The 23949-nt window shown below is 64.3% G+C and carries 17 protein-coding genes; 11 read left to right on the plus strand and 6 right to left on the minus strand.

From position 1 onward, the window contains the following. Positions 1–43 precede the first annotated feature (43 nt). The 4 genes from recC (at position 44) to C8C92_RS12625 (ending at position 11198) form a co-directional block, all read left to right on the plus strand. Positions 44–3463, plus strand: coding sequence for an exodeoxyribonuclease V subunit gamma (gene recC / locus C8C92_RS12610; RefSeq protein ID WP_116744113.1), 3420 nt, complete (start codon positions 44–46; stop codon positions 3461–3463). After that, positions 3460–7134, plus strand: a complete 3675-nt coding sequence (recB, locus tag C8C92_RS12615; RefSeq protein ID WP_116744114.1) for an exodeoxyribonuclease V subunit beta — start codon at positions 3460–3462, stop codon at positions 7132–7134. Before recC ends, recB begins: the two co-directional genes overlap by 4 nt. Further along, on the plus strand, positions 7124–9082 hold the full coding sequence (gene recD / locus C8C92_RS12620) for an exodeoxyribonuclease V subunit alpha (RefSeq protein ID WP_116744115.1): 1959 nt from the start codon (positions 7124–7126) through the stop codon (positions 9080–9082). Before recB ends, recD begins: the two co-directional genes overlap by 11 nt. Before the next feature lie 172 nt (positions 9083–9254). Continuing rightward, on the plus strand, positions 9255–11198 hold the full coding sequence (locus C8C92_RS12625) for a methyl-accepting chemotaxis protein (RefSeq protein ID WP_116744116.1): 1944 nt from the start codon (positions 9255–9257) through the stop codon (positions 11196–11198). 6 nt (positions 11199–11204) lie between these two features. Here the strand turns inward: C8C92_RS12625 and C8C92_RS12630 are convergent, their stop codons facing one another. Further along, positions 11205–12104 (minus strand): LysR substrate-binding domain-containing protein, encoded by a 900-nt coding sequence (locus tag C8C92_RS12630; protein ID WP_116744117.1) that lies wholly within the window; start codon positions 12102–12104, stop codon positions 11205–11207. Positions 12105–12213: 109 nt separating this feature from the next. Between C8C92_RS12630 and C8C92_RS12635 the strand changes: the two genes are divergently transcribed. Continuing rightward, complete coding sequence (locus C8C92_RS12635; protein WP_116744118.1) at positions 12214–13146, plus strand: DMT family transporter; 933 nt, start codon at positions 12214–12216, stop codon at positions 13144–13146. Here the strand turns inward: C8C92_RS12635 and C8C92_RS12640 are convergent, their stop codons facing one another. Further along, positions 13147–14025 (minus strand): serine hydrolase, encoded by an 879-nt coding sequence (locus tag C8C92_RS12640; RefSeq protein ID WP_071077862.1) that lies wholly within the window; start codon positions 14023–14025, stop codon positions 13147–13149. Positions 14026–14442: 417 nt separating this feature from the next. Between C8C92_RS12640 and C8C92_RS12645 the strand changes: the two genes are divergently transcribed. Further along, a complete protein-coding gene (locus C8C92_RS12645) occupies positions 14443–15702 on the plus strand; it encodes a histidine kinase (protein ID WP_116744119.1) in 1260 nt (419 codons plus the stop codon). Continuing rightward, positions 15699–16448 (plus strand): LytTR family DNA-binding domain-containing protein, encoded by a 750-nt coding sequence (locus tag C8C92_RS12650; RefSeq protein ID WP_116744120.1) that lies wholly within the window; start codon positions 15699–15701, stop codon positions 16446–16448. The genes C8C92_RS12645 and C8C92_RS12650 overlap by 4 nt, the downstream gene beginning before the upstream one ends. Before the next feature lie 66 nt (positions 16449–16514). Here C8C92_RS12650 and C8C92_RS12655 read toward each other — a convergent pair whose 3' ends face one another. Together C8C92_RS12655 and C8C92_RS12660 are read right to left on the minus strand one after the other, a co-directional pair. Further along, positions 16515–16733, minus strand: a complete 219-nt coding sequence (locus tag C8C92_RS12655; RefSeq protein ID WP_099759594.1) for a TOBE domain-containing protein — start codon at positions 16731–16733, stop codon at positions 16515–16517. Positions 16734–16856: 123 nt separating this feature from the next. Then, the gene (locus C8C92_RS12660) at positions 16857–17921 is read right to left on the minus strand and encodes a hypothetical protein (protein WP_116744121.1); all 1065 of its coding nucleotides are present in this window, start codon (positions 17919–17921) and stop codon (positions 16857–16859) included. Positions 17922–18062: 141 nt separating this feature from the next. Here C8C92_RS12660 and C8C92_RS12665 point away from each other — a divergent pair, with 141 nt between their 5' ends. Beyond that, positions 18063–19211 carry a LuxR family transcriptional regulator gene (locus tag C8C92_RS12665; protein WP_099759592.1) on the plus strand — a complete coding sequence of 383 codons (1149 nt, stop codon included), beginning with the start codon at positions 18063–18065 and terminating at the stop codon, positions 19209–19211. 43 nt (positions 19212–19254) lie between these two features. Here C8C92_RS12665 and C8C92_RS12670 read toward each other — a convergent pair whose 3' ends face one another. Further along, complete coding sequence (locus C8C92_RS12670) at positions 19255–20310, minus strand: sulfate ABC transporter substrate-binding protein (RefSeq protein ID WP_099759591.1); 1056 nt, start codon at positions 20308–20310, stop codon at positions 19255–19257. A gap of 302 nt (positions 20311–20612) precedes the next feature. Between C8C92_RS12670 and C8C92_RS12675 the strand changes: the two genes are divergently transcribed. Continuing rightward, positions 20613–21143, plus strand: a complete 531-nt coding sequence (locus C8C92_RS12675; RefSeq protein WP_116744122.1) for a GNAT family N-acetyltransferase — start codon at positions 20613–20615, stop codon at positions 21141–21143. A 66-nt stretch (positions 21144–21209) separates the two neighbouring features. On the opposite strand, the gene C8C92_RS12680 is transcribed toward C8C92_RS12675, so the two are convergent. Further along, complete coding sequence (locus C8C92_RS12680) at positions 21210–22022, minus strand: class II glutamine amidotransferase (RefSeq protein WP_116744123.1); 813 nt, start codon at positions 22020–22022, stop codon at positions 21210–21212. A 232-nt stretch (positions 22023–22254) separates the two neighbouring features. On the opposite strand from C8C92_RS12680, the gene C8C92_RS12685 reads away from it, so the two are divergent. Together C8C92_RS12685 and C8C92_RS12690 are read left to right on the plus strand one after the other, a co-directional pair. Beyond that, positions 22255–23091 (plus strand): EAL domain-containing protein, encoded by an 837-nt coding sequence (locus tag C8C92_RS12685; RefSeq protein ID WP_116744124.1) that lies wholly within the window; start codon positions 22255–22257, stop codon positions 23089–23091. A 132-nt stretch (positions 23092–23223) separates the two neighbouring features. Then, positions 23224–23940 (plus strand): DUF882 domain-containing protein, encoded by a 717-nt coding sequence (locus C8C92_RS12690; protein WP_099759587.1) that lies wholly within the window; start codon positions 23224–23226, stop codon positions 23938–23940. Positions 23941–23949: the final 9 nt, after the last annotated feature.

Below are 23949 nucleotides of genomic sequence, written 5' to 3' on the forward strand. Positions count from 1 at the left end.
CTCTGGCCACCCGGCCAGAGACGCGGCAACCCATCGGATCAGCATGCATACTCCCGTCACGCCCGGCCTTCTCATCCTGCATGGCAACCAGCTGGAACAGCTGCGCGCCGCCGTCTTCCAGTGGCTGCGCCAGCATCCGCTGGCACCGCTGGAAACGGATATCTTCCTGGTGCAGTCGAACGGCGTGGCTGAATGGCTGAAGATCGCCCTGGCCGAGGAAATGGGCGTGTGCGCCGCCACGCGCATCGCCCTGCCGGCGCGCCTGCTGTGGGAAAGCTACCGCGGCATGCTGGGGCGCGAACGGGTGCCGCGCGTGTCGCCATTTGATAAATCGCCGCTGACCTGGCGTTTGATGCGCCTGTTGCCGTCGCTGCTGGCCGACCCGGTGTTTGCGCCGCTGCGCTACTTCCTTGCCGATGGCGATAGCGAACGCCGGCTGCAGCTGGCCGAGCGCCTGGCCGATTTGTTCGACCAGTACCAGGTCTACCGCGCCGACTGGCTGGCTGACTGGGCTGCCGGGCGCGACCAGTTGCGCACGGCGCGCGGCGAAGCTATCGTCTTGAAGGAAGACCAGCGCTGGCAGGCGCAGTTGTGGCGCGCCGTGGCGGCCGATGTCGAAGCCTTCGAGCGCGACACGGGCCGCGCCGACATCCACGACGCTTTCCTGGCGGCGATCGCCGCCGGCGATGCGCCTGCCGGCAAGCTGCCGCGCAGGGTGGTGCTGTTTGGCGTGTCGGCCCTGCCATACCAGACCTTGCAGGCGCTGGCCGCGCTGGCGCGCCACACGCAGGTGGTGCTGGCCGTGCCCAATCCGTGCCAGTTTTACTGGGGCGACATCATCGACGGGCGCGACTTGCTGCGCGCGCAAAACAAGCGCCAGCGGCAGCGCAATGGCACCGACCTGGCGCAAATTCCGCTCGAAGCATTGCATGCGCACAGCCATCCGCTGCTGGCCAGCTGGGGCAGGCAAGGGCGCGACTTCATCCGCATGCTTGACGAGTTCGACGAACACGCGCAAGCCGAAGGGCGCGACGACAGCCTGCGCATCGACCTGTTTGGCGAGGAAACGGGCGAGACCCTGCTGCAGCAGGTGCAGGTGGCCATCCGCGAACTGCGCCCGCTGGCCGAGCACGAACAAACGCCGCCCGAAGCCGGCGACCGCTCGATCGAATTTCACGTGGCGCACAGCGTGCAGCGCGAAGTGGAAGTGCTGCACGACCAGCTGCTGGCCATGTTCGCGCACAGCGCCGAAACGGGCCTGCGTCCGCGCGACGTGGTGGTGATGGTGCCCGACATCGACACGTTTACGGCCGCCATCCACGCCGTCTTCGGCCAGTACCGGCGCAATGACGAGCGTTTCATCCCGTTCGAAATCGGCGACGTGAAGGACCGCAGCGTCAATCCGCTGCTCGTCGCGCTCGAGTGGCTGCTGCAGCTGCCGCAGCAGCGCTGCCGCCAGAGCGAAGTGCGTGACCTGCTCGACGTGCCGGCGCTGGCGGCGCGCTTCGGCCTGCAGTCGGACGATCTGGCCACCCTGGGCGCCTGGATCGAAGGGGCGGGCGTGCGCTGGGGCCTGGATCAGGCACACCGCGCCGGCCTGGGGCTGGGCGCGGCCGGGGAACAGAATGCGTGGATTTTCGGCGTGCGGCGCATGCTGCTCGGCTATGCCAGCGGCAGTGGCGCCAGCTTTGGCGGCATCGAACCGTATGCGGAAGTGGGCGGCCTCGATGCGGCGCTGGCGGGCTCGCTGGCGCAGCTGGTCGAGGCGCTGCTGCACTGGCGCAGCGTGCTGGCCAACGCGCACACGCCAGCCGAATGGGGCGTGCAGGCGCGTGCGCTGCTGGCCGCCTTCTTTGATGCCGACGACGAAGGCGACCGCCTGACCCTGGCGCAGCTGGAAGGCGCCTTGCAGGGCTGGCTGGAAACCTGCGAACATGCGGGCTTTGTCGAACAGGTGCCGCTGTCCGTGCTGCGCGTGGCGTGGCTGGGCGCGCTGGACGAGCCGACCCTGAACCATCAATTCGTCTCCGGCGGCGTCACCTTCTGCACCTTGATGCCGATGCGCGCCGTGCCGTTCCGCGTCGTGTGCCTGCTGGGCATGAACGATGGCGACTTCCCGCGCCGCGCGCAAAAGGCCGATTTCGACTTGCTGGCGCTGCCCGGCATGGCGCGTCCGGGCGACCGTTCGCGCCGCGACGATGACCGCTACCTGATGCTCGAAGCCTTGCTGGCCGCGCGCGACAAACTGTATGTGAGCTGGGTGGGGCGCAATGTGCGCGACAATTCCGAGCAGCCGCCGTCCGTGCTGGTGTCGCAGCTGCGCGATTACCTGGCCGCCGGCTGGTCGCTGGACCGGCATTTGGCAAGCCTGACGACCGAGCACGCGCTGCAGCCGTTCAGCCGCCGCTATTTCGAGGCCGATGGCTTGCTGACCTACGCGCGCGAATGGCGCGTCGCGCATGCCGATGCGGATGCGCAGGCTGCCGTGCTGCCGCTGGGTCCCTACGAACTCGATCCCGGCACGCGCTTGAAACTGGGCGAGCTGGCCAGCTTTTTGCGCCAGCCCGTCAAGTACTTTTTCCGCCGCCGCCTGAGCGTGTATTTTGCCGACGCGGCGATGCTGGGCGAGGATGAAGAGCCGTTCGGCCTGAATGCGCTCGAACGCTATCTGCTGGAAGACACGATGCTCGACGACGGCGGCGCCGTCGAAGCGCTGGACGACGTGCGCGCCAGCCTGCAAGCGCGCGCACAGAAGCTGGCGCGCGAAGGCGTGCTGCCCATCGGCCTGATCGGCCAGCAGGTGCAGGCGCAGCTGGTCGAGGCGCTGGTGCCCGTGCGCAGCGCGTGGCTGTCGCTGCGCGCCTCGTTCCCGCTGGCGGCCGACAAGCGCGCCATCAACTTGCCGTTCGGCGAACTGCAGATCGACGACTGGCTCGACAAATTGTGCAGCAACGGGCAGGACACGGCCTGGCTGATGCAGATTTCCTCGAAGGTGACGGACAAGAGCGGCCTGGCGCGCGGCGACAAGCTGATGCTGATGTGGCTGCGCCAGCTGGCTGCCGCCGCCCTCGGCTTTCCCGTCACCGGCTATCTGGTGGCGCGCGACGCCATCGTCAGCATGGCGCCGCTCGACCCGGCCACGTCGCGCGATGCGCTGGCCACCTTGCTGGCGCTGTGGCGCGAAGGCATGAACCATCCGCTGCCCACGGCGTGCAAGACGGGCCTGGCGCTGGTGCAGCAGGGCGACCCGCGCGCCGTCTACGATGGCGGTTTTGAACTGTCCGGCGAGCGCGACGAACTGTGCCTGGCGCGCCTGTGGCCCGAGTTTTCCGCGCTGGCTGCGGAAGAAGCCTGGGAAGACTGCACGCGCGAGCTGTATGGCCCGCTGGCCGACTGGCTGCAGCAGCACATCACGATAGACCCGATCAGCGCGCCCAATAATGGCGCGGGAGAAGAACCATGACGAGCCATCTGCTCAACCCCCTGGCGTTCCCGCTGCACGGCTCGCGCCTGATCGAAGCCTCGGCCGGCACGGGTAAAACCTGGACCATCGCCGCGCTGTACGTGCGGCTCGTGCTGGGACACGGCGACGACGACAGCCGCTTTACGCGTCCGCTGCTGCCGGCCGATATTTTGGTGATGACGTTTACGCGCGCCGCCACGCGCGAATTGTCGAACCGCGTGCGCGAGCGCCTGATCGAGGCGGCCGCGTATTTTCGCAATGAGTTCCGCATTGAATCCGGTGGCAGCGACCCGTTTCTCGACGCCTTGCTGGTATCCTATCCCGACGAGAGCGAACGGCAAAAGGCCGCGCACCGGCTGATGCTGGCCGCCGAGACGATGGATGAAGCGGCGATTTTCACCATCGACGCGTGGTGCCAGCGCATGCTGCGCGAGCACGCGTTCGACAGCGGCAGCCTGTTCGACGAAGAACTGGTCAGCGACGAGCAAGCGCTGTTCGAGGATGCGGCCCACGATTACTGGCGCCAGCAAGTGTATCCCTTGCCGCCGCAGGCGCTCGAGGTGCTGCTGGCGTGCTGGCCCGACGTGGGGGCCCTGAAGAAAGGCGCGCGCGAGCTGGCGCGCCGCGCGGACATCATGGGCATGGCGCACGAAGAACCGTTATCCATGCTGATCGCGCGCGAACAGCGGGCGCTGGCCGCGCAGCTGGCCACTCTGAAGGCGGGCTGGGTCGAGCGCGTCGACCAGATGGCCGCGTGGATCAACGACCATCGCGCCGCCAATCCCAAGTGTTTTAACGGCGTCAAGATGAAGCCGGAAAATTTGGCGAAGTGGTTCGACGGCTTGCGCCGCTGGGCGCAGGATCCGCTCTTGCTGCAGCCAGCCATCACGGCCAAGGCGTGGGAGAGATTAACGCCGTTCGGTATCGAGGATGCGTTTGCCAAGAGTTTCACGGCCCAGGTGCCCGAGTGCTTCGAGCATACCGAGGCGCTGGGGAGCGCCCTGGCGGGAATTACACCGCTGGGGCACACGCTGCACCTGCATGCGGCGGCGGCCATCGCGCGGCGCATGGATCAGTTAAAACGCCAGTCGCGCCAGTTCGGCTTTGCCGACATGCTGCAGCGATTGCACGACGCGCTGGCGGGCGAAAATGGCGCGGCCCTGCGCCAGCGCATCGTCGACCAGTATCCGCTGGCGATGGTCGATGAATTCCAGGATACGGCACCGGCCCAGTACCAGATTTTCAACCTGCTGTACCGCATCGCCGACAACGATCCGGCGCAAGGCCTGTTCCTGATCGGCGACCCGAAGCAGTCGATCTACGGCTTTCGCGGCGCCGACATCCAGAGTTACCTGGCGGCGCGCCGCGCGACAACGGGACGCCATTATCAGCTGGGCACCAATTACCGCTCGACGGCGCCGCTGGTGGCGGCCGTCAATCAGCTGTTCCTGCACGCCGAGCGCGATGAGGTGCCGCTTGGGGCCTTCCGCTACCGGAAAGGGGACGAGAATCCGCTGCCGTTCGAGGCGGTCGACGCCAAGGGCCGCGATGAATGGCTGGTGAACGCCGGCGGCCCGCTGCCGGCGCTGCTGGCCGCCTGCGCCAGCGATGAAGGGCTGCGCGGCGACAGCTACCGCGAGTATTTCGCGCAGCATTGCGCGGAGCACATCGTCGCCATGCTGGGCGATGCGCAAGCCGGTTTCACTGGCCCCGACGGTTTTACGCGCCTGGAACCGGCCGATATCGCCATCCTCGTGCGCGACCGCAAGGAAGCGGCGGCCATCCGCCGCGCGCTGGCGCGCCGCCGGGTCGCCAGCGTCTACCTGTCCGACAAGGATTCTGTCGTCGACAGCGAGGAAGCGCAAGACGTGCTGCGCTGGCTGGCGGCGCTGGCCAACCCGCTCGACGGGGGGCTGGCGCGCGCCGCGTTTGCCACGCGCACCATCGGCCTGTCGCTGGGCGAGCTGGCGCGTCTGTCGAGCGACGAGCTGGAATGGGAGCGCCGCGTCGAGCAACTGAAGACCTTGCATTTGATCTGGCAGCGCCAGGGCGTGCTGGCCATGCTGCGCCGCTTCATCCACGAATTGCAGCTGCCGGCCATGCTGCTGCAGCAGACGGGCGGCGAGCGGCGCCTGACGAATCTGCTGCACCTGGCCGAACTGCTGCAATCGGCCAGCCGCCAGCTCGATGGCGAGCAAGCGCTGATACGCTGGCTGGCAGAACAGATTGCCGGCGAAGGCGAGGGTGGCGACGAGCGCGTGCTGCGCCTGGAAAGCGATGCGGAACTGGTGAAGGTCATCACCGTGCATAAATCCAAGGGCCTCGAATACCCGCTCGTGTACCTGCCGTTTGCTGTCACGGCGCGCAAGGTGGATAAACGCAACCGCAGCTTCTTCGACTATGCGGATGAAAAAGGCGAACGCCGCCTCGATCTGTCCTTGTCCGACGAGGCCATGGCGGCGGTCGAAGAGGCGCGCATCGAGGAAGACTTGCGCCTGCTGTACGTGGCCCTGACGCGCGCGCGCCACTTTTTGTGGCTGGGCGTGGCCGCCCAGGCGGCGCGCAAGGCGGGCGAGAATACCTTGCACGAATCGGCGCTCGGTTACCTGCTGACGGGCGGCGACAAGCTGCCGGCGGAGCAGCTGCTGCTGCGCTGGCAGCAGGTGGCGGGCGATTGCGAGGCCATTTACGTGAGCTCTTTGGCGCAGCCCGATGCCTGCACGGTGCTGGACCGGGTCGAGCGGCGCCCCGCCTTGCGGCCCGCGCCCGTGTTCATGGGCGAGTTCGAGCGCGACTGGTCGGTGGGCAGTTTTACCTCACTGACGCGGCAGATCGGCGCCGTGGCGGCCGCGCACGTGCCGCAGCGGGCGCTGGAAGAAACCTTGCTGGAAGATGGCACGGCGGTGGCCGTGGTCTCGCCGCTGCAGATGGGCGACGCGCCGTGGCACCGCTTCCCGCGCGGTTCCGTGCCCGGCAATTTCCTGCACGAGCAGCTCGAGTGGATGGGCGGCGAAGGTTTTGACAGCGTCCACGATGCCCATTTCGACACGCGCCTGGCGGCGCGCTGCGAGCGGGCGGGCTGGGGCCACCGCCAGGAAGACGCCATCGCCTGGCTCAGGGAAATCGCCATCACGCCGCTGCCGCTGCTCGATGCGTCGCTGTCGCAGTTGGACAGCACCCTGTCCGAGATGGAGTTCTGGTTCCCCAGCGAGCATTTGTCCACCGCAGCGCTCGACCAGTTGTGCACGCGCTTGCTGCTCGACGGCGCGCCGCGTCCCGTGCTGCCGCGGCGCCAGCTGCACGGCATGCTGAAAGGCTTTGCCGACCTGGTTATCGAACGCGATGGCCGCTATTGGGTGCTCGACTACAAGTCGAATGCGCTGGGCGCCAACGACGCCGCCTACCACACGGCCGCGCTGGCGGCCGGCATGGCGCAGCACCGCTACGATATCCAGGGCGCCATCTACATGCTGGCCCTGCACCGGCTGCTGAAAAGCCGGCTCGGCGATGCGTACGATCCTGCCGAGCACCTGGGCGGCGCCATCTTCCTGTTCTTGCGTGGCATCGCGAATGCGGATACGCACGGCTGCTACTGGCTGGCGCCGCAGCTGGAACTGCTGGACGGACTCGATCAACTGTTATCTGAAGAAGCGGAACATCATGCAGCATAGTGAGCAAATGAATGCCTTGTTCAGCCACGTCGACGGCGTTGCCGGGGATGGCCATCTGCGCCGCCTGAGCGCCGCCTTTGCCCGCTTCATCGCCAGCCTGGACGAGGACGCGCCGGATGCCGCCGCCGTGGCCGTGGCCTGCGTCGTGCTGTCCGAGCTGGAAGGGCGGGGGCACAGCTGTCTGATGCTGGCTGACCTGGCTGGCGAAGCGTCGCAGCTGCTGGGCTGGAGCGAGGAGCTTTGGCATGGCGTGCTGGCCGTTTCCGGGCCGCTACCGGACAGCGTCGCTGGCTGGCGCGCGCTGCTGGCCGGCGCGCCGCAGGTGTGGCAGGTGGGTGCGGCCGATGTGCGCCAGCCGCTGGTGCTCGATGGCGATCGTCTGTACCTGCGCCGCTACTGGCGTGACGAGACACTGGTCGGTGAAAAGATCGCCGTGCGCGCGCAGGATCTGGGCACGCCGCCGCTGGCACAGGTGCGGCAATGGCTCGACATCCTGTTCGACCAGCCGACCAAAGACGCTGGCCCGGACTGGCAAAAAGTGGCGTGCGCCATCGCCCTGCGCGGCAAGGTGGCCATCATCACGGGTGGTCCCGGCACGGGCAAGACCTACACGGTGGCGAGCCTGTTGACCCTGCTGTTTGCCGTCTCGCCGCAGCCGGAGCAGTTGCGCATCGCGCTGGCCGCACCGACGGGCAAGGCGGCCGCGCGATTAAAGCAGTCGATCGACAAGGCCTTGAGCGGCCTGGCGGAAAAGGTCGGGGAAGCCTTGCCGCTGCTGGAACTGGCGCGGCGCATGGGCGCGGCGCGCACGCTGCATAGTTTGCTGGGCGCGCGGCCCGACACGCGCGCCTTTGCCCACCACGCGGGCAATCCGCTCGACGTCGATGTGCTGATCGTCGATGAAGCGTCGATGGTGCACCTGGAGATGATGGCCTCGGTGCTCGACGCCTTGCCGCCGACGGCCATCTTGATCCTGCTGGGCGACAAGGATCAACTGGCGTCGGTGGAAGCGGGCGCCGTGCTGGGCGACTTGTGCCACGATGCGCAGGCGGGCGGCTACACGGAGGCCACCATCGCGTATGCGCAGGCGGCCAGCGGCGTGGCCATTCCGCCCGCCTTCGCGGGAGCGGCTGGCGCGCTGGCGCAGCAGACGGTGATGCTGCGCCACAGCCACCGTTTCAGCGGCCCGATCGGCGAGCTGGCGCTGGCCGTGAATGGCGGCAGGCCCGATCTGGCCAAGGCGTGTTTTGCCAGCGACAGCGGCGGCCAGCTGGCGTGGAGCGTGCCGGCGCAGCAGGAAGACGTGCTGCGCCTGGCCTTGCGCGGACGTGCGGATGCACCGGGCGGGTATCAGCCTTACCTGGCACTGGTGCATGCCGGTGAAGCAGCGTATGGGCAGCATGATGACTGGGTGCGCGCCGTGCTGCACGCATTTGAAGCGTTCCGCATCCTGTGCGCTGTGCGTGAAGGCGAGTGGGGCGTGGCGGGCCTGAACACGGCCATCGAACTGCGGCTGGAAAAGGAAGGCTGGATACGCCGCAGCGAATGGTATGTGGGGCGCCCCGTGATGGTCACGCGTAACGACTATGGCACGGGCGTGTTCAATGGCGACATCGGCCTGACTTTGCGCGATCCTGCCCGGCCGGGGTCATTGCGCGTGTATTTTTTGGAAGGCGAGCATGTGCGCAGCGTGCTGGCCACGCGCCTGCGCCACGTGGAAACGGCGTTCGCCATGACGGTGCACAAGTCGCAGGGCTCGGAATTTCGCCACACGGTGCTGGTGCTGCCGCAGGAGGGCGGCGCCATGCTGGCGCGCGAACTGGTCTACACGGGCATCACGCGCGCGCGCGACTTCTTTACCTTGGTCTCGCCCACGCAAGCCGTGCTGTTCGACGCGATTCTGCGCCGCACGCAGCGGGCCAGCGGCTTGAGGGGGCTGATCGGCTGACGGTTTGACCGGGCTCTGCAGGTTTCCACATAGAAATATATGTGTTGTATTCCGAATATTGATGATAATTGTTCCGATTTTTGTGTGAAAATACTTTCGTAGAGAAAGTGGTGCAAAAGCACTGTTTTTTGCCACTATTTCACGCCATTAAAATCGAAACGAGGAGTCCATCATGTTGTCTTCCCTTCGCACGCGGCTGGTGCTCATTTGCGTGGCCATTGTCGTACTGTCCATGCTGGCCTTGTCGGTTGCCAATTACGTGACGACGCGCAGCAGCATGCTGGCGTCGTCGGACCAGCAGATGCAGCAACTGCTGCACAGCCAGTCGGCCGTGCTGGCGCAATGGGTCGATGGCAAGAAAAAGGTCATGGCGTCCGTCGTCATGTCGGCCGAGACGCCCGATCCGCTGCGCGCCTTCCAGATCGCGGAAAAGGCCGGCGATTTTGCGGAAGTGTTCATCGGCTATGCGGACAAGCGCTCCGTATTTACCCATCCCGGGCGCCCGGCCGATTTCGATCCCACCGCGCGCGCCTGGTACACGGACACCGTCAAGGCGGGCGTGCCGATGCTGACGCCGCCGTACGTGGACGCGGCCAGCCATAAGCTGGTGGTGTCGTTTACGGCGCCCGTCGGGCCGAAAGAGGCCTTGGTCGGCGTGGCGGGGGCGGACGTGCTGCTCGATACGGTCATCGCCAATGTGGTGGCGATCAAGCCGACGCCGCACAGCTTTGCCTTCCTGGTCGACCAGGCCGGCACCATCATCGCCCACGCGGACAAGGAACTGAGCCTGCAGCCGCTGTCCAAAATCGATGCGGCGCTGTCGGCCGCGCAGGTCAACCGGCTGGAAAGCACGCGCACGAGTGAGGCCGTGCGCCTGAACGAGCGCGACGGCATGCTGTACGTCACGCGCGTGGCCGGTACCGACTGGCTGCTGGCCGTGGTGCTCGACCAGCAGGAAGCCATGCAGGCCTTGCAGACGATGCTGACGACGGCCACCATCACGGCCGTGCTGCTGGCCGGCGCGGCGGCGGTGCTGCTGTCGCTGCTGGTCTTTAAAATGCTCAAGCGCCTGGAACTGGTGCGCGACGCGCTCGACGATATCGCCTCGGGCGAAGGCGACCTGACTCTCCGCCTCGACGCTTCCGGCGTGGATGAACTGGCGCAGATCGCGGACGCCTTCAACCGCTTCATCGACAAGATCGCCGCCGTGCTGGTGAAAATCCGCACGGCCAGCGAATCGGTGAAGGTGTCATCAATGGAAATCGCTGCCGGCAACCAGGACCTGTCGTCGCGCACGGAACAGCAAGCGAGCTCGCTGGAAGAAACGGCCGCTTCGATGGAGGAGCTGACTTCCACCGTGAAACAGAATGCCGACAATGCGCGCCAGGCCAACCAGATGGCGCAATCGGCGTCCGGCGTGGCCAGCAAGGGCGGGCAAGTGGTGGCGCAGGTGGTCGAGACCATGGCCTCGATCAATGATTCGTCGAAGAAGATCGTCGACATCATCAGCGTCATCGATGGCATCGCCTTCCAGACGAATATCCTGGCCTTGAACGCGGCCGTGGAAGCGGCGCGCGCGGGCGAACAGGGAAGGGGCTTTGCCGTGGTGGCGACTGAGGTGCGTAATCTGGCTCAACGATCCGCTGGCGCAGCGAAGGAAATCAAGCTGCTGATCGACGATTCGGTGGGCAAGGTCGATTCGGGCGCGCGCCTGGTCGACGAGGCCGGCACGACGATGCAGGAAATCGTCGACAGCGTGCGCCGCGTGACCGACATCATGGGCGAGATCACGGCCGCCAGCGTCGAGCAGAGTTCCGGCATCGAGCAGGTCAACCAGGCGATTGCGCAAATGGACCAGGTGACGCAGCAGAACGCGGCCCTGGTGGAAGAGGCTGCGGCTGCGGCGGAAAGCCTGCAAGACCAGGCCGGCACCCTGGCGCAGGTGGTGGGCGTGTTCAAGCTCGATGAGGGGCAAGCAGCGCAGCAGCAGCAGAAACCGCAGCCGCAGCCAGTCCGGCCCGTGGCGCGGGCAGCCATCGCGCCGCGCCTCGCCAGCCGCCCCGCAAAAACGTCCGTCGCCAAGCCCGAGCGCAGCGACGAGTGGGAAACGTTCTAGCAGTTGCTAGGAGCGCCGGGGCGCCAGGGTCGGCGCCATCTGCTTCGCCACCGCAAAAAAAGCGTTGGTGGCCGGCGTGTTCTGGCGCCGGTCGCGCACGGCCAGGCCCACCTTGCGGCTGACGGGCGGATGTAACGGCAAGGCGACCAGTTCCGGATACTGCTCGCGCAGGCGCTGCGGCAGGGCCAGTTCGGCGACGATGGACAGGCCGTCGCCGCGGCTGACCATGTCGAGGATGGTGATCACCTGGCTGATACGGTAGGGGACATTGGGCTGCAAGCCCGCGTTGGCGAACAGCGGTTCGATCAGGCAGGCGCAGCCCGCCTCGGACATAATGAACGGTCCTTCGCACAGCTGCGCCAGGGTGATGGCCGTTTCGCTGGCCAGCGGGTGGCTGCGCGGCACCAGCGCCATCATCTGGTCTTCCACCAGCGGCGCCGTATCGAAGCGCTCGTCGGGCAGCACGACGAAACCGACGTCGACGCGGCGTTCGTGTATCCACTGCACCACTTCATGGTCGGCGCCCTCGTCGATGCGCAGGGTGATGCCCGGATAGCGCAGGCGGAACTGCGCCGTGATGGCCGGCAGCAGGTTCAACGACGAGGTGGGGCCGAACGAGCCGATGCGCAGGCTGCCCTGGCGCTGGCCCAGCACGTCGGCCGCTTCCTGGCGCATGGCTTCCGACAGGCCGAGGATTTCACGCGCGCGCAGCAGCAGCTGGCGGCCCACGTCCGTCAGCTCGGCCGACGCCTGGTGGCGCACGATGAGGTCCACGCCCATTTCCTTTTCCAGCGCTTTTAACGCATGCGAGACGGCCGACTGGCTGATGCCCAGCTGCGCGGCGGCGGCGGAAAAGCCATGCAGTTCGGCCACCAGGGTAAAAATTTCCAGTTGCGTGAAGGTCATGCTGTGGCTTTCCTGCGCTATGAGTATTTACTCATTATTTCATGAATTGATATTAGTATTAATATATATCTGCAGCGTCCGCTGCACAAGCGATATCATAGGACTTTCCATGCGCACTACCGCCATACCATCCGCCGCCTTGCCTGCCGTGCAATCGCCGCTGGTCTATCTGAAACTGATTTTCGTCGCCCTGTTCTGGGGCGGCACCTTTATCGCCGGCCGCGTGCTGGCGCAGCAGATGCCACCGATGACGGCTGCCAGCGGGCGCTTCGGCGTAGCCGTGCTGTTGTTGGTGCTACTTGCATGGAAACTCGAAGGCGGCTTGCCGCGCCTGGACCGCAAGCAATTGATGACGACGGCCGCGCTGGGCCTGACGGGCATCTTTCTGTACAACCTGTGCTTCCTGGCGGCCCTGTCGCGCATGCCGGCCGGACGCACGGCCCTGTTCGTGGCCCTGAATCCCATCGTCACGGCGCTGGCCTCGGCCATGCTGTTCCGCGAACGGCTCGGTTCCTTCAAGTGGCTGGGCATCATGCTGGCGTTTTGCGGCACGGCCATCGTCATCACGCGCGGTGACCTCGGCGGCGTGCTGCACGGCACGGGCGGCGGCATCGGCATGGGCGAGGTGTTCATGTTTTGCGGCATCTCCAGCTGGGCCGCCTATACCCTGATCGGCCGGGTCGCGCTGAAGGGCCTGAGCCCGATCGCCGCCACCACGTATGCCTCGATGTGGGGCCTGGCCTTTTTGCTGGTGGGGGCGGTGGTGGAATTCCCGACGGTGCCATGGCACAGCTTTGGCTGGCAAGTGTGGGCTGCCATCGGCTACCTGGGCGTGTTCGGCACGGTGATCGGCTTTGTCTGGTATTACGAGGGCGTCAAAGCGCTGGGACCGTCGCGCACGGCCGTGTTCAACAACCTCGTGCCCGTGTTCGGCATCGTGCTGGCGGCGGTGCTGCTGGGCGAGCCCGTGCTCGTCTCGATGCTGGTGGGCGGCGCGGTGACGATTGCCGGCGTCATCATGACCAACCGGCAAGCGAAATAATTATTTGGCGCGGCGGCGCTTCGATGGTTTCGCCGGCGCCTTCTTGTGCCGGCTGACCGAGGCGCGCATCACCTTCGGCTCTTCGATGCCGTTCTCGGCCGCCAGCATGCGGCGGATGTTGACGGCGTCCATGGCGCGCACGGAATTGGCGCGCGCATTGAGCAGGATCATGGTGGCAAACTTGCCGGCCGACTTGATGCGCATGATCAGGCAGCGCCCCGCTTCATTCGTGTAGCCGGTCTTTGACAGGCCGATATCCCAGCCCTTGGCGCCCACCAGGCGGTTCGTGTTGTGGTATTCCACGTCGCGGCCCTTGATCTGGATCACGTCCTTCGAATCGGTGGTGATGCGGCTGATTTCCGGGTAGCGCGAGGCGGCCACGGCCATCTTGACCAGGTCCGCTGCCGTCGACTGGTTGTTCGGCGACAAGCCCGTCGGCTCTTCGATGACGGTCTGGCGCATGCCCAGGGCCTTGATCTTGGCATTCACGGCCACGGCGAACGCCGTCGGACCACCGGGGAAGGTACGCGCCAGCGAGGCGGCGGCTCGGTTGTCGGACGACATCAGCGCCAGTTGCAGCACGTCGTGGCGGCTCAGGGTGGCGCCCACGGGCACGCGCGAGGTGCTGTGTTTCAAAGTGTCAACATCCTCGCGGTCGATGCTGATCTCTTCCTGCATATTCGCCTTGGAGTCGAGCACGACCATGGCCGTCATGAGCTTGGTCAGCGAGGCGATGGGCACTACCACGTTGGAATTTTTTTCAAGCAAGATTTTGCCTGTGCCGTCTTCGACTACCAGGATCGACTGGGAACCGAAGGGCACGGCGATGGCCGCTGTCGAAAGCGTCATCAGCACCGCGGCGAACATTTTTTTGAGCATGGGATTTGTATGTGGGAAAGCAGTTTTGGGGCGCCATCAAGGGCGCTGCGCGCAAATCCGGAACGGGGCCGCGTGGGGACGCGGCGTGTATCTCGGAGGCAATATTTGCCAAGCTTAAACAATACCATTAAAGATCAAGCGATGTCTACGGTACAAGCCCGCAACAGGCGGCGTTGCGGCCAATTTGGCAAATAAATGGGGCTATTCTTGCCGTAGTGAAAATTGTTGTGCATTTATTGATTTCATCCTGGAAACTTCGTATTATTTCAGCAAGATTGGCAGCGAGGGTTAGGCAGGCGCCATGCGCTTCGTCGTTGATGCCTGCCACTTCGTGCTTCGTCGCCCCGCGCTATGCCCCGCAACAGGGGCGCCGTAGACTGCGTTCATGCCTGAATCACAGACCACGGAGAACGCATCGTGTTAAGAAAATATACGCAATGGTATCGCAGCATCGACGAAGAATCGCTGCGGGTGTTGCAACATCCCGAGCTGGCGGAGCAGGTCCAGGGACGGGCGCGCCGCTACGTCGCCATGAAGCTGGTGAAACTGACGCCGATCGAGCGCCAGCAGTTGCACGCTTTCCTGCTCAAGTACCGCGGCGCCGGTTTTTACATTGCCGCGTTCAAGCTGATGCTGCTGTTCAGCGCCATCGGCGTCGCCCTGCACCTGCTGCTGCCGGCCCGGTTCGAATTGCTCAAGGCCCTGGTCTTCAGCAATGGCCTGGGTTTTGCGCTGGCGTGGGGTCTGGTGGGCGTCTGGTTCAATTACCGCAGTTCCGTGCGCAACAAGTTCAAGAGACTCTTGCTGATCGTCTCGACCTGCGCGGCAGGGGTAGCCGTCGGCGTGCTGCTGGCCGGTTGGAGCGATACCGGTTCCATGGGCATGGCCTTCGAACGCTTGCTGCGCGTGGGCGGCATCGCCTTGCTGGTGGCCGGTTTGTTTTACATGGTGCCGCTGGCGATCGTCACCACCTGGCGCAACCGCCAATACGAAGCGCTGACGGTGCAGCTGCAGCAGGATGCCGAGCGCGACCGGCTGGCGCGCGAACTGAGCGAATCGCAGCTGCGCCTGCTGCGCGCGCAGATCGAGCCGCATTTCCTGTTCAATACCCTGGGCGCCGTGCAGCAGCTGGCCGAGCAGGGCGCGCAAGGCGCGGGCAGGGCTGCGGCATTGACGGCCGACCTGATCGCGTTCTTGCGCGCCAGCCTGGCCGAGATGCGCAGCGAGCAAGTGCCCTTGCAAAGCGAGTTCGACATGGTGGCCGCGTATTTGCGCGTGATGCAGGCGCGCATGGGCTCGCGCCTGCGCTATGCGCTGGACTTGCCGGCCGAGTGTGCGCACGCGACGATACCCAGCATGATCTTGCTGACCCTGGCGGAAAATGCCATCAAGCACGGTATTGAACCATCGTTGCACGGCGGCGAGATCCGCCTGTCGGCGCTGCGGGTGGACGGCATGCTGCACCTGCGCGTGCAGGACACGGGCATGGGCTTGCCGGCCAGCGGCGCGGGCAGCGCGCCTGGAAGTGGCCTGGGCCTGAAAAACGTGCGCAGCCGGCTGATGCTGTCCGATCCGTCTGCCAGCCTGAGCCAGCGCGACGGCGAAGAGGGCGGCGTGATCGCCGAAATAGTGTTGCCCATTAACATTGCATCCAGCCTGAAAGAATCTGCCGCATGAACACCTCCATCCTGATCGCCGAAGACGAACCCTTGATGCGCGAGCGCCTGCAAATGCTGCTGGCGCAAGCCTGGCCCGAGGCGCAAGTGGTGCTGGTGGCGGAAAACGGCAACGACGCCTGGGACGGTTTCCTTGAGCACGAGCCGGACGTGGTCTTCCTCGACATCCGCATGCCTGGTCTGTCGGGCCTGGAAGTGGCCGAGCGCATCGGCAAGCGCGCCCACGTGGTGTTCGTCACGGCCTACGACCAGTACGCCGTCGATGCCTTCGACGCGGGCGCCGTCGATTATCTGTTGAAACCCGTGCAGGCCGAGCGACTGCAGCGGGCGCTGGCCCGCCTGCGCGACAAGCTCGGTGCGCAGCCAGCCGACATGGCCAATTTATTGCAGTCGCTGCGCGCCGCCTTGCCGGCGCCGCCGCGCGACAAGTTGAAATGGATCAAGGCCAGCGTGGGCAAGCAGATCCGCCTGATCGACATCGACGACGTGCTGTTCTTTCAGGCCGACACCAAGTACACGCGCGTGGTGCTGGCCGGCTCGGAAGCGCTGGTGCGCACGCCGCTGAAGGATTTGCTGGACGGGCTCGATCCGGAACAGTTCTGGCAAATCCACCGCGGCACCATGGTCAACGTGAAAGCCATCGAGGCGGCCGAGCGCATCGACGCCGAGCGTATGCAGGTACTGGTGCGCGGCAGCACGGAAAAGCTGCCCGTCAGCCGCACGTTTACGTATCTGTTTCGCGATTAGCCTGCAATGCAAACGCCGCGCCGCTGCCGGATGGCAAGGGGCGCGGCGTCAGTGGGTGGACAAGGCTTACTGGATCTTGGCGATCGACACTTCCGTCGATTTCACCAGGGCGATGACTTCGCTGCCCACTTTCAAGTCCAGGTCCTTGATCGAGCGCGAGGTGATCACCGACGTGACGATGCCGTGCGGCGTTTCCACGTCCACTTCCGAGACCACGGGGCCAAAGATGATTTCCTTGATCTTGCCGCTGAACTGGTTGCGTACATTCACTTCCGAGATAGCCATGATATTTCCTTTGTGCCCGTAAAACGCCGTGCGGCGCGACATGACCAGAGTACGGCGCGCGCACGGTTTTGACCACGAATCGATGCGCATATCGATATGCGAAAAGGCTCATGTGGAAGTACGTCAGGGCGTAGCAGCAAGGTGCGTGACCGCGTTCTTAAGGACGAGGTCACATCGCGCCATCATGTCCATATATTTTTCGGGCAGTTGCTTGTTGCGACTGAAACGGTTGAGCATGTTGATGCACATGTCAGTCAGATGATTTTTCTGCAAAATCTGCTCAACAATATGCGCCGTGGCCTTAGCGATATGCTCTGCTGCTGTTGGAGAAAGCTGATTACCGCTCTCATCGGGCAAGGTCATAAACCCGGCTTGTACTTTGCTTGCTTCGACTTGTCGTTCCAGTAACGATACCTTTTCCAGGGCAGATACCACCGCCAGCCGCGCGGCTACTACCTCAGTCGGCGCGGAACTGTTCTTGCCGTCTTTGGTCTGATCTTCAAGAAGCGCCGCTCTGTCGGGGTGATCGCCGGTACGCGCGTTTTGCGTGCCTGCCGTGTCGTTCAATTGTGTCAGAGCTGTTTTCTTGTCGTTGAGATCAAGTTTTGCCTGTTCGAGTGTGTTTTGCAATTGCTTGGTGGCCTCCATGTCTGAAAGCGGCAATTTGGCTGTCTTGCGCGGAGTCATTACGCCCGTTAATTGCTCGATGGCCAATACTCCTAATGTGAGATCCTGCGAGCGCGCCATGAGCATCATTACATCGCCGTCGGAAAGCCAATTGTTTTGTGCGTATGCGCAGATACGGAATAGATGCTCGCGCATCAAGGTGATCGATTGCGAATGCAGGCCGATACTTTGCGAATTGGCCTGCAACGCATTCGATACCGAAGCTGCGTTGCCTTCGGTGCTGACAGATGCGCCTAGCGATGAAATATAGGCTTGCAAGGCGTCGGGGGTAGGCTCGGCACAGATCACGCCTTCGGCATCGGCATATGCCAGGCGTTGCGGCGCATCCAGATGTATCGCAGTGCCATGCCTGGGCAGTGCCGTAGTGCGATCGATGGTGTTGAAATTGGCGCAGGCCGAGAGCGACAGCATTACCGCGCTGCTCACTGCCAGGCGCCAAGAGGTATGGGTGAGGTGAGCCGACACAGTATTGTCGGAAACGCTGGTGTGTATGGCGGGCATGATCTGACTCCTTGAACGTTGATGGTTACATTGATCGGCTGGCGACAGCGCCGCAGGCCGCCGCCATTGACCACATGGTGCATGGCTTGGTGCGCGTACACATCCTTCATATGAAGGATGTGGTGCTATTGGGAGGGGGGCGTGAATACAGAAGGCGCCGATCCTGTCATCGCCGCCTTTTACCGGGCGGCATTGGAACCGCTGCAGTGGAGCGTGGCGATGCGCGCGTTCGCCCGGCTGGCGGGCGGTGAAGTCGCCTGCTGTTTCCTGAAGGCGGAAACGGGTGCTGTGCCGTCGCGCGGCTATGTGACCGGGCTGGACCAAAGTGCCTGGGAGGACGGTTACCGCCGCTACTATCACGCGCTCGATCCCGGCTATGCGGTCCTCACCCAGGGGCCGCCTGGGCACATGCACTTGATGCAAGACTACTTCAGCGACCAGGCCGTGGCGCGCAGCGAGTATTTCCAGGATTTCTATTTGCGCGCGGGCGTGCGCTATTCATGCAGCGGCGTCGTGCGCGACAACGGCGCGCTCACCATCCTGTCGGCGCACCGCGCCGCCGGCCAAGGTCCCTATGATCGGAACACGCGCGGCCAGTTGCAGCGCGTGCTCGATCATTTGCCGCATGTGTTTCGCCTGCGCGATACGGCACAGCAAGCCCAGGCGCATGGCGCGCTGGCCTGGGAAGCGCTTGATGCCTTGCCGCGCGCCATCTTGCTGGTCGACGCCTGCCTGCGGCTGGTCTTCATGAACCTGGCGGCGCAGCGGCTGCTGGCCGCCGCGCCTCAGACGCACACCTTGATTGCCTTGCGCGGCGGCAGCGTGGACGTGCGCGCCAGTTTGCTGCAGCAGCAACTGGCGCAACGCGTGCGGCAAGCGTGCGCAGGGCTGGCCTGCCACCGTCCCGCTCCCTTGTATGCCTGCGATGAGGATGGACGGCCGGCGCTGGAAATTGGCGTCCTGCCATTGCCCGTGCGCATAGGACCGGACGGTGCCGGTGATGGGGCGACGATGGTCATGCTGTCCCTGCGGCCGTTGTTCCGGGCGGGGCGGCAGCACTGGCCGGGCACGGCCGAGCGTCCTTGCGGGTTGACGGGCGCCGAGTGGACGCTGGCGCTGGCGCTGGCGGACGGCGTGGAGCCTGCCGAGTACGCGCAGCGCAAGGGCGTGTGCATCAGTACCGTTCGTAGCCAGATACAGGCGATCCTGGCCAAGACGGGCACGCGCCGCAGCAGCGAGATCGCCAGCCTGTTCAGCGCACTGGAGTGGGACGCTGGCGCAGCGCCATAAAAAAACCGGGACAAGTCCCGGTTGTTGGTTGATGCAGATCAGATTACTTCTGATAAATCTTGTCGAACTCGCCACCGTCGTCAAAATGTTTCTTTTGCGCCTGTTTCCAGCCGCCAAACACATCATCGATGGTAAACAGGCTGATCGGCTTGAAGCTGGCCGCGTATTTCTTCGCGACTGCCGCCGAACGGGGACGCAGGTAGTGCTTGGCGACCAGTTCCTGTCCCGCTTCCGAGTACAGGTATTGCAGGTAGGCCGTGGCTTCCTTGCGCACGCCGCGGCGGTCGACCACCTTGTCGACGACGGCCACCGGCGACTCGGCCAGGATGGAGATGCTTGGATACACCACTTCGAAGTTGTCGCCGAATTCGGCGCGCACCAGTTGCACTTCATTTTCAAACGTCACCAGCACGTCGCCGATTTCACGCTGGGTAAAAGTGGTGGTGGCGCCGCGGCCGCCGCCGTCGAGCACGGGCACGTTCTTGAACAGCTTGGTCACCAGGTCGCGCGCCTGCGCTTCGCTGCCGCCTTTTTTCACGGCATAGCCCCAGGCTGCCAGATACGTGTAGCGGCCGTTGCCCGACGTTTTCGGGTTCGGCACGATGACCTTGATGCCGGGCTTGGCCAGGTCGTCCCAATCCTTGATGTGTTTCGGGTTGCCTTTGCGTACCAGATACACCATGGTGGAATAGAACGGCGCCGCATTGTTCGGGAATTTCTTGGCCCAGTCGGCCACCACCAGGCCGCGGTCGACGAGGATATCGATGTCATTCGCCTGGTTCATGGTCACGACGGACGCTTCCAGGCCATCGGCGACGGAGCGCGCCTGCTTGCTGGAGCCGCCGTGCGACTGCTTGATGGTGATGGTTTCGCCCGTTTTGGCTTTCCAATCAGCAATAAACGCGGGATTCACATCCTTGAATAATTCGCGCATCACATCGTACGAGGCGTTCAGCAAGACCACGGGTTCGGCGGCGGACACGCTCATGGGCAGGCTCATGGCGGCGGCGGAAGCGGCCAGGGCGCTGGCCAGGAACCAGCGGCGCGAGCGTTGGGTGAATGTCGCTGCGGCAGTCGATACGGCGTTGGAATGGGGCATGTTGAACTCTTGTTGTGAGAATAGACAGTCATAGTCTAAAATTCCGGCCGGAAAAGAAACGAATTTTTCGTAATATGCTTAGATCCGATTCCCGTTTGCGCTAAAAAACAGATATCGATTTCTGGAAACATTCGTGGGCAAGATGCGCATCAGCACTTAGTCTGCAGCCATCGCGTCATAGGCAAATCGGTCCTGTGGCGTGGCGCGAAAAAACCCGATCGCGCTGCTTGGTGTATAGTCGAATGGCGCGATACAGGGGTAAAACCGTCTGCATCGGCAACTGGAATATTTTGTGAGCGTACATGAGTCTTGAAATTCGTATTGCAACATCGACCGACGCTTTCGAGGCGTGCAACGTATTACGACGCTCCATCGTCGAATGCTGCAGCCTCGATCATCGGGGCGATCCGGCCATCCTGGAAGCCTGGCTGGGCAATAAAACACCGCAGATGGTGGCGTGCTGGTTTGCGTCGCCTACCAATTTTTCGCTGGTCGCAGTCGAGCAGGGCGCCGTCGTCGGCGTCGGCTTGCTGACGCGCGCCGGCAAGCTGGCCCTGTGCTACCTGCTGCCCGAGGCGCAAGGCCAGGGCGGCGGCAAGGCCCTGGTGGAACAGCTGGAAGCGCAGGCGCGCGAGTGGGGCATCAAGGCTCTGCAATTGCACAGCACGGCCAGCAGCCAGGCCTTTTTCGTCAGGCAGGGCTATCTTGAGGCGGGCAATGTGCGCTCGCCGTATGGCGTGGAAACGATTTTCTGCTGGAAACAGATTGACCCCGCAGGGATCGCCACCGGCGACCCCAAGCGCAAGCGCTTTTGCAACTGCAATTCGGCCTGACGGCTATCCTGCACTTCAGCCCGCCCATCCGGCGGCGGGCTTTTCCCTCACTTTGAATATTTCCCTTCAGTAACTGATCTGGATATACACGCCTTGCGGCGCGGCATCGTCTGCCAGCAGCAAGGTGCCGCCGGCAAACAGTTTCAGTTCGCCGGGTGCAAACGCCAGCCAATCCTCGTTTTGCGTCAGCGGATGCGTGGCGATGACGGCGATGCGGTCGTCCAGGTGGTTGTGCTGGCGAAAGTCGATGCTGCGCTCGCAATCGATCAGTTGCGCCACGGAAAACGGGTATTCACGTATCACGTAGTGCAAATGCGTGGAACAGTGGGCAAACAGCAGTTCGCCGTCCGACAGGATGAAATTGAAGCTGCCGTGCGCGGCAAGCTCGCGCGCCACCTCGCCGATGGCGGCGCGCAAGGCGGCGCGCGCCGGTTCACCTGCGGGAAACTGCGTGCGCAAGCGGGCCAGCAGGTGGCAGAAGGCCTGTTCGCTGTCCGTGTCGCCGCTGGCATGGTAGTAGGCATTGGCGGGAGGGCGCCACGTTTTGAGGTCGCCATTGTGGGCGAAGGACCAGGTCTTGCCCCACAGTTCGCGGGCGAACGGGTGGGTGTTTTCCGGCGCGATGCGGCCCTGCGTGGCCTTGCGGATGTGCGCGACGATGTTTTTCGCCTTCACGGGATGCCGCTGCACGGTGGCCGCCAGCGGCGAATCGATGGCCGCCAGGTGGTCCGTCAGCAAGGTGCAGCCGCTACTGGAATGATAGGCGATGCCCCAGCCGTCGCGGTGCTCGTCCGTGCGTCCACCCCGCTCGGCAAAGCCGGCAAAGGAAAATCCCAGCGCGGCCGGCTTGCTGCTGTTCATTGCGAGTAACTGGCACATGGCGGCCCTTCCTGATGGTATCGGTACACGCCCACAGTAAAGGCCGGGGCAGGGTGCTGGAAGGAATGTTTCCGACTATCGATATGCGCTGGCTGTCGCCTCCCTTATGTGCTGGCCGCATATCAAATGGCGAAACCATTCGTTCTCCTTTGCCTGGCGCCGCCTTACTCTGCACACTTTGGCGCCGTCTTCCCCATGCGGGATGCCGGTGCAGCCCGATGAAGGAGCACGTATGCCATTTCCCGTCCTGAAAAATTACCTGGCCCGTTTGTCGCATCAAACCCAGGCCGGCACCAGCGTCTGGCTCGACGGGGAGGGCAGGGCGCTGGGGCGCTTTTTCAATTGCACCATGACCAGCGCCTTCCAGCCGCTGCGCGAACTGGACAGCGGCAAGCTGGTGGCGTTCGAGGGCCTGGCGCGCAGCGTGTCGAAGGCGGACGAGGGCTTGTCGCTGTGGCGTTTGCTCGATCACGCGGCCAGCGACGACGAATCGGTCGAGCTGGACCGGCTGTGCCGCATGCTGCACGCCATCAATTTCTTTCGCCAGGGCGAAGCGGAACAGTCCGACCTGTACCTGAACGTGCATGACCGCCTGCTGAGCGCCGTCAGCAGCAATCACGGCCACGCGTTCCAGCGCATCCTCGACGCACTGGGCTTGCCCATCGAGCGCATCGTGCTGCAATTGCCGACGGTGACGCCGAACCAGGGCTGGCTGCTCAATTACGTGGCCGACAATTACCGGCGCAACGGTTTCCGCCTGGCCATCAACGTGGCCAGCGTGCAAGAGGCCACGGGCATGCTGGAGCGCCTGCACCCGCATGCGTTCAAGCTCGACGCGGGCAACCTCAGCGACGAGCAAGCCGTTGCCAGCTTCGTCACCGTGTGCCATGCGGCGAAAATCCGCGTCATTTTCAAGCGCCTCGACACGCCGGCCGCGCTGGCCGCGTTGCAGCGCGTCGCCGCTGCCACGGGCTTGCCCATCGTCGCCCAGGGCTATTTATTGGATAAACCGTTGACGGCGCTGGCGCAGGCAAACCGCGACGTGGCGGCCAGCGCGGCCACCGCTTAGGGCGTCCAATGCTGAAATGAGGGCGGCACGATAGGCATTGAGGGTTTTTCTTCGCAGCACAATACGCTATAGTATTCCCATCGTTAAATTGGACTGACTATGGCATCGCGCAGAAATTTTCTACACCACGGTATGGGCCTGGCCGCGCTGGGCCTGGTAGCCACCCCGCTCATCGGCTGCGCCTCGCGCACGGCCGCTCCCGCCTCGGCTTCGGCCAGCGCCAAGCCGCGCGCGCCGCGCACGGGCGTGCCGCCCCAGCCGACGCAACTGGCCAGCGTCGACCGTTCGATCACGTCGCAGTCGCGCCAGGCCATCACCGAGATGGCACCGCCTCCCGACATCTTCGATGCGCAGGCGCTGGACCTGGAATTCTGGCTCAAGCCGCGCACCCTGGAAGTGGTGCGCCCGGCCAGCAATGAAAAGGCCAGGCTGCTGTACTGGAAAGATGGCGAAGTCATCGATTCGGCTTACCAGGAACTGTGCCATTTGCTGCGCGACGTGAACGGCAAGAAGACGGCGCCCATCGACCCGAAACTGCTGGAAACCCTGTGGGGCACGCAAGCGTTCGTGGCCCGCTACGGCATCGAGCAGCCGCTGGAGATCCTGTCGGGCTACCGCACGGCCGAATCGAACGGCAAGCTGCGCGAAGCGGGTGTGCCAGCCGCGCGCCAGTCGCTGCACATCTCGGGCCGCGCCGCCGACATCCGCGTGGCGAATCTGAATGCGGAAGTGCTCGGTTCACTGGTGCGCAGCTTCAAGCAGGGCGGCGTGGGTTTCTATTACCGCAACGGCCCGCGTGGCGGCTGGATTCATGCCGATACGGGATTGCAGCGCGTCTGGAAGGGCTAAGTGCCCACG

Origin of the sequence: Janthinobacterium sp. 78 (assembly GCF_003096775.1) — a bacterium.
GTDB classification, from domain to species: Bacteria; Pseudomonadota; Gammaproteobacteria; order Burkholderiales; family Burkholderiaceae_D; genus Janthinobacterium; species Janthinobacterium tructae.